6 protein-coding genes are annotated in these 5,434 nt (G+C 73.9%); 3 read left to right on the top strand and 3 right to left on the bottom strand.

Features of this window, described 5'->3' with window-relative positions; genetic code table 11:
• The 3 genes from AE652_RS34415 to AE652_RS34405 all read right to left on the bottom strand — a co-directional run.
• Positions 1-1,095: MBL fold metallo-hydrolase (locus AE652_RS34415; protein ID WP_053112435.1), on the bottom strand; the 1,095-nt coding region annotated here is incomplete at its 3' end.
• A 351-nt stretch (positions 1,096-1,446) separates the two neighbouring features.
• Positions 1,447-1,899: a MaoC family dehydratase gene (locus tag AE652_RS34410; protein WP_049658840.1), complete on the bottom strand. Its 453-nt coding sequence runs from the start codon at positions 1,897-1,899 to the stop codon at positions 1,447-1,449.
• Positions 1,900-1,974: 75 nt separating this feature from the next.
• Positions 1,975-2,490 (bottom strand): pyridoxamine 5'-phosphate oxidase family protein, encoded by a 516-nt coding sequence (locus tag AE652_RS34405; RefSeq protein WP_063780365.1) that lies wholly within the window; start codon positions 2,488-2,490, stop codon positions 1,975-1,977.
• Positions 2,491-2,607: 117 nt separating this feature from the next.
• Here AE652_RS34405 and AE652_RS34400 point away from each other — a divergent pair, with 117 nt between their 5' ends.
• The 3 genes from AE652_RS34400 to AE652_RS34390 all read left to right on the top strand — a co-directional run bounded on the left by AE652_RS34400 (position 2,608) and on the right by AE652_RS34390 (position 5,200).
• A complete protein-coding gene (locus tag AE652_RS34400) occupies positions 2,608-3,498 on the top strand; it encodes a hypothetical protein (protein ID WP_049658838.1) in 891 nt (296 codons plus the stop codon).
• A gap of 197 nt (positions 3,499-3,695) precedes the next feature.
• A complete protein-coding gene (locus AE652_RS34395; protein WP_159028638.1) occupies positions 3,696-4,259 on the top strand; it encodes a hypothetical protein in 564 nt (187 codons plus the stop codon).
• On the top strand, positions 4,253-5,200 hold the full coding sequence (locus tag AE652_RS34390; protein WP_049658834.1) for a hypothetical protein: 948 nt from the start codon (positions 4,253-4,255) through the stop codon (positions 5,198-5,200). The genes AE652_RS34395 and AE652_RS34390 overlap by 7 nt, the downstream gene beginning before the upstream one ends.
• The last annotated feature ends 234 nt before the right edge of the window (positions 5,201-5,434 follow it).

The following is a 5,434-nucleotide window of genomic DNA, read 5'->3' as shown; positions in this document are numbered from 1 at the left end:
GCCGTGCGGGCCGGCGGCGACGGCGCGCCACCACAGCCGCAGGGCGGGCGGGGCGGCCGGTTCGAAGGGCTTGCCGGGGCGGGGCACCGCGAGCCGGGCGCCAAGCGTCTGGGCGGCGGTGACCACCCGCTCGGCGGGCTCCTCCCAGGGGTGCGGTGCGAGGTTGAAGGTGCACCAGTGGATCGGCAGCAGCAGCTCGCCGCCCAGGTCCAGGTGCGCCCGCACGCCCTCCTCGGGGGTCATGTGCACCTCGGGCCAGAAGTCGCTGTACGCGCCGACCTGCATCATCGTCGCGTCGAACGGGCCGAGCCGGCGGCCGATCTCGGCGAAGCCGGGGAAGTAGCCGGTGTCCCCGCTGTGGAAGATCCGCCGTCCGCCGCCGGCCACCACCCAGGACGCCCACAGGAACAGCGTGCTGGTGCGCGGCCCGCGGCTGCAGTAGTGGCGGGCCGGCGTGGCGGTCAGGGTCAGCCCGGCGACCTCGGCCGACTCCCACCAGTCCAGTTCGACGATCCGCTCGGCCGGTACGCCCCAGTGCTCCAGGTGCGCCCCGACCCCGAGCGGGACGGCGAACGCCGCGCCGGTCCCGATCAGCGCCCGGACGGTGCCCATGTCGAGGTGGTCGTAGTGGTCGTGGGAGATCACGACCACGTCCACCGGCCCGAGTTCGGACAGCGGCAGCGGCACCGGGTGCAGCCGCTTGGGGCCGGTCCAGGAGAAGGGGGAGCAGCGCTCTCCCCAGACCGGGTCGAGCAGCACCCGCCGTCCGTCGATCTCGGCCAGGACCGTGGCGTGCCCCAGCCAGGTCAGCCGCAGCCCGGACCGGGGCGGCGCGGCCAGGTCGACGGGGAGCAGCCGGTGCACCGGGACGGCGGCGGTCGGCGTCCGGCGGGTCTTGTCCCCGGTCAGCTGGGCCCGGGGGATCTCCAGCGGGCTGCGCTCGTACACCAGGCGGCGGGTCGGCACCGGGTTGCGGAAGGCGCCGTCGGCGAAGTGCGGGGAGCGGCGGATGCGGGCCAGCCGTTCGCCCCGGGGTTCGGCGCCGAAGGCGTCGGTCCGGATCCGGTGCCAGGCGGACCGGGGCAGTCCGGCCAGCCCGGGGACGGCGCGCTCGGCCGCGGGGCCGGCGGACGGCGGGGCGAGCTGCGACGTCAGACCGGCGAGGCGGGAGAACCACGGGGCGGGGCGGGGCACGGCTCCTCCAGGGACGGTCACGGCTACCGGGCGTGCCGGGGCGCGCAGCACAGCGGCGGGTGGGGCTGCTGCGATACGACAACCATCTCGTCGGAGATTACTCGCCGTGGGCCGTCCGGACCTGGTGGAGAGCCCCGCGCGGTCCAATCGGCGTACCCGGGGAGGGCGGCCCGGGCCGGTGCCCGGGTTCGGCCCGGCGCGGGCCCACGCCGAGTGGAGCGCGGGCCCGAGCGCCCGTCGGTCCGCCCTCCGTCAGGCGTAGAAGCGGGTGATCGTCTCCGCGACGCAGTGCGGCTTGGCGCTCCGCTCACTGGTCACGGTGAACCGCACCACCGCCTGGACCCCGCCCGGCACCTCGGTGGCCGAGAGCAGCTCGGCGGTGGCCCGGACCGCCGTGCCCACCGGCACCGGCGCGGGGAAGCGCACCTTGTCGGAGCCGTAGTTCAGTGCCATCCGCACGCCTTCGACGGCGTAGCACTCCTTCGCGAGCACCGGGATCATCGACTGGGTCAGGTAGCCGTGCGCGATGGTCGAGCCGAACTGGCTCTCCCTGGCCCGCTCCGGGTCCACGTGGATCCACTGGTGGTCACCGGTCGCCTCGGCGAACAGGTCGATCTGCCGCTGCTCGATGGTGTGCCACTGGCTGGTGCCCAGCTCGGTGCCGACGGCGGCGGTCAGCTCGGCGAGGGAGGCGAAGGTCGTCACGGTGCGCTCCTGGTGGGGGACGGACCCGGGGAGGGATCAGGACGCCGGAAGCGTATGCCTACCCATCGGTATCTGTCAGGAGCCGAGCGGGAAACCGGTGTTCACGGGGCCGGTCCTCACGGGCCCCGCGCTCGTCGGCCCCGCGCTCGTCGGCCGTCGCGTCTGGCGCCCCGGGGTGCCCGGTCCGGTCGGGAACAGCCGGCGGCCGCTCACCAGCTCCGGCACCAGCGCCACGAACAGTGGCTCCGGATCGCCCACCCACGGCCGCAGGCCGGAGCGCAGCACCCGCCGGACCTGCTCGGGGTCGCTCACCACGTCGGCCCGCCCGTGCACCAGTACGCTCCACCCGGTGCGGGTGACCGGGTCCAGCAGATCCGCCTGGAAGGCCACCACCGTGCCGTCCAGCCCGCGCGCGGTGGCACTTCCCCGGCGTACGGCGAGCACCAGCCGCCCGTCCAGGACCTCGAAGGAGACCGGCAGGACGGCCGGCAGCGCGTGCTCGGTGTACACCACGCGCCCGACGGGCACGGTGCTGAGCAGCCGCAGGCACTCGGCCTCGCTCAGGGTCTCCACACGGTCCTCACGCTCCATGCGTCCGATCGTCCTCGGTCGGTGCCCGCATCGATAGGGCCCATGGTCCCTGAGCGGACGGGCCGGGAGCCCCGTCGGCGGCCGTCCGGGGCGGTAGCCTGCCCGGCGGGTGGAGAAATGGTGCAGGAGGGGGACGGCCGGATGGCGGGCGGGGTCGATCTGGTGGTGATCGGGGCGGACGGCGGGCCCGACCGGGCCTTCGGGGGTGCGGCGCTCGCGCCGGACGGTGCCCGGCTGCTCGCCGAGGTGCTGCCCGGGATGTGCTTCGACACCGGCGCGGCCGGCTGCCGGGTCACCACGGTGCCGCCGGACGCGGACGCCAACGCCATGCTCACCGCCGTCCGGGACGCCGCCCTGCACCCCGGCCGCTGGCTGCTGGTCTGCCTGGTCGGCCAGCTGGTGGCCGATCCGCGCGGCCGCCGGCTCGCCCTGGTCACCGCCGGCAGCACCGCCGACAACGCCTACCGCCGGGGCCTGGCCTGGGACTGGGTGGTCAGCGCGATGGTGCACGGGGACCAGGAGGAGGCGCTGCTGCTGGTCGACGCGGCGGTCGACCGGGACGCCTGGGCGGCGCTGGAGCGCGGCGAGGACGGCGCGGGCGAACTGCTGAGCTACTCGCGGGTCCCGCTGTGGGGCCGGATCGGCCGCTACAGCCCGGGCAGCCGCTACGCCCCGGGCAGACGCGGCCGGGACGCCGTCCTGCCGGGCGGGGAGGGTTCGTTCAGCCGGGCCCTGACCACCGTCCTGCGCGAGGGCGTCCCGGGTGCCCCCGCGGCCGTCTCCCCGCTCGATCTCCAGCCGGCCGTGGCCGCGCTGACGGACGGCGGGGAACCGGCCGGTAGTTCGGGTGCGCCTGGCGCGCGCCTGCTCGTTCCGCCGCACGCCGGGCGGCTCCTGATGCGCAATCGGGCCGCGGTTCGGGGCGCATTGGCCGGATTGTCGCTTTCCGAAGAACTGTTGGCCGTTCTGTGGCGGGAAAGTGCCCCGACGGAACCGCCTTCCGCGTAAGGTCAGGGGGCCTGAGGTGTTGCCGTGATGGGGTGGGTTGGCGAAGAATCGATCCCCAGCGGAAACACCGGTGGGACGGCGGAATTCTCCTGGCGGCCGTGGATCACGGATCAGGTCGGTCGCAATGAGGTGGGGCCATGCGGCAGCGCGGAAATGTGTTGCGCCCTGGGGCGGTTGGGGCCGGTGGGGCGGTTCTGGTGTTGCTGCTCGGTGCTTGTGCGGGCGGTGGTGCGGGCGGTTCCGTCGATCGCATCGGGTCGGCCGCGCCCACCGTCGCGGGAGTGAACCCGCTAACTCCTTCGAGTGGTTCGGCAAACGATTCGATCGCGCCGACCAGCGGTCCGGAAGGGGCCATGGCGCGGCTGGCCCTGAAGGCGTATCAGGACTGGTGGCAGGCCCAGGCCGAGGTGTTCGGACGGTCGGATTCGGACGGTTACGGACTGGAGCAGTACTCCTCCGGTCGGGCGCTGTCCGACAGCCTGGTCAGCCTCCGGCAACTGCGCGACGCCAAAGTGGTGATGACCGGAACGCCGCGCAATTCCGCGGTGGTCAAGACCGTCGACCTGAAAGCCGATCCGCAGACCGCCGTGATCGAGGACTGCGTCGACCTGTCCGGCTGGCACCGCGTCGATGCCGTCACCGGGGCCGCCAATGATCCCGGAGCACGCCTGAACCGGTACGTCGGAACCGCTTCCCTGCGCTGGTTCCAAGCACATTGGTTGATCTACGACTTCAAACGGGAGGTGGATCGGACATGCTGAACGCGCGGAAACCGGCCCGGCGAATCTCGGTCGTCGCGTCGATGTCGGCCGGGTTGCTGCTGTCCTCGGCGGTGGGTGCGACCGCGGACGAACCGCCGAGCGGCGGGGCCGAGCAGTGCTACCCGAACGTGATCTGCGTGGACGTCAATTCCGGGGGGACGACCACGACGCCCGGCGGATCGAAGCCCGGCGGTGGCGGCGGTTCGGGCACCGGCCCGCAGCTGTGCAGCTACCACGACGTCCCCTGGGCCTGCCACGACCCCCAGCTGGGCTGGTTCAGCAGCGACAAGGGCTGCTACTTCCGCCCGCTGGACAACCCGCCGGCCGCGGGCGACCCGGCCTGGGGCGGCCACGACCCGAAGGACGGCTCGCTCTACACGAAGGTCTGCCCGCAGACCGACGGGGGCCTGGGCGGCGCCGAGGTCGTCTTCGAGCCCACCTCGCCGGACGGGCAGAACGTCAACGCGGAGGCCACGGCCATCCAGACCGCCTACGACCGGGTCCGCTTCCGGCCCCCGGTGGGCCGGGCCGCGCCCCAGAAAACGGCGGTGGTCAACGCCCCGGTCTGGCTCTGGGCGGACGACGCCGCGCTGCCCGCACCGGGCAACGCGTCGGTCGCGGGCATCTCGGTCACCGTCACGCCCCGGCTGGTGAAGGCGGACTGGAGCTTCGGCGACCACCTCCAGACCTCCTGCACCACGCCCGGCACGCCGTACGTCCCCGCGTACGGCGACGCGAAGTCCCCGGACTGCGGCTACGAGTTCAGGACCAGCTCGGCCCGTGAGAAGAACGGCGTCTTCAGCGCCACGGTGACGATGCACTGGGAGGCCGCCGTGGTGGTCACCGGCGGGCCGAACCCGCGGAAGTTCACCATCCCGGGCATCAACCAGAGCAGCAAGCCCTTCGAGCTCAAGGTCGCCGAGATGCAGGTGCTCAACTGAGCGCGCCGGCCCGGCGATCCGCGCACTGACCAGCCAGACCAGCCAGACGAGCCAGAGACGAACGAGGGAAGGGCGGAACCCGGTGGAGAACCGTACGTTCGCGACGCCGGGATCCGGCACCTCCGCGGGCGCGGCGGCGTCCGTGGCACTCCCGGAGCAGCCGGAGCAGGGCGGCCCGGGCAAGGGCCGGGGGCTGCCGCACGCGCCCGGGCGGACCATGCGGGCGCGGCGGCG

This window comes from Kitasatospora sp. MY 5-36 (assembly GCF_001182915.1).
Classification (GTDB): Bacteria; Actinomycetota; Actinomycetes; order Streptomycetales; family Streptomycetaceae; genus Kitasatospora.
Note: the sequence above shows the minus strand (reverse complement) of the source record. Positions and strands in the feature narration are given on the sequence as shown.

Coding starts and splice junctions, on each gene's coding strand:
- AE652_RS34405 (WP_063780365.1), bottom strand. CDS start 2,490: ATGGAGCGTGAGGACCGTGTGGAGACCCTGAGCGAGGCCGAGTGCCTG.
- AE652_RS34400 (WP_049658838.1), top strand. CDS start 2,608: ATGGTGCAGGAGGGGGACGGCCGGATGGCGGGCGGGGTCGATCTGGTG.
- AE652_RS34390 (WP_049658834.1), top strand. CDS start 4,253: ATGCTGAACGCGCGGAAACCGGCCCGGCGAATCTCGGTCGTCGCGTCG.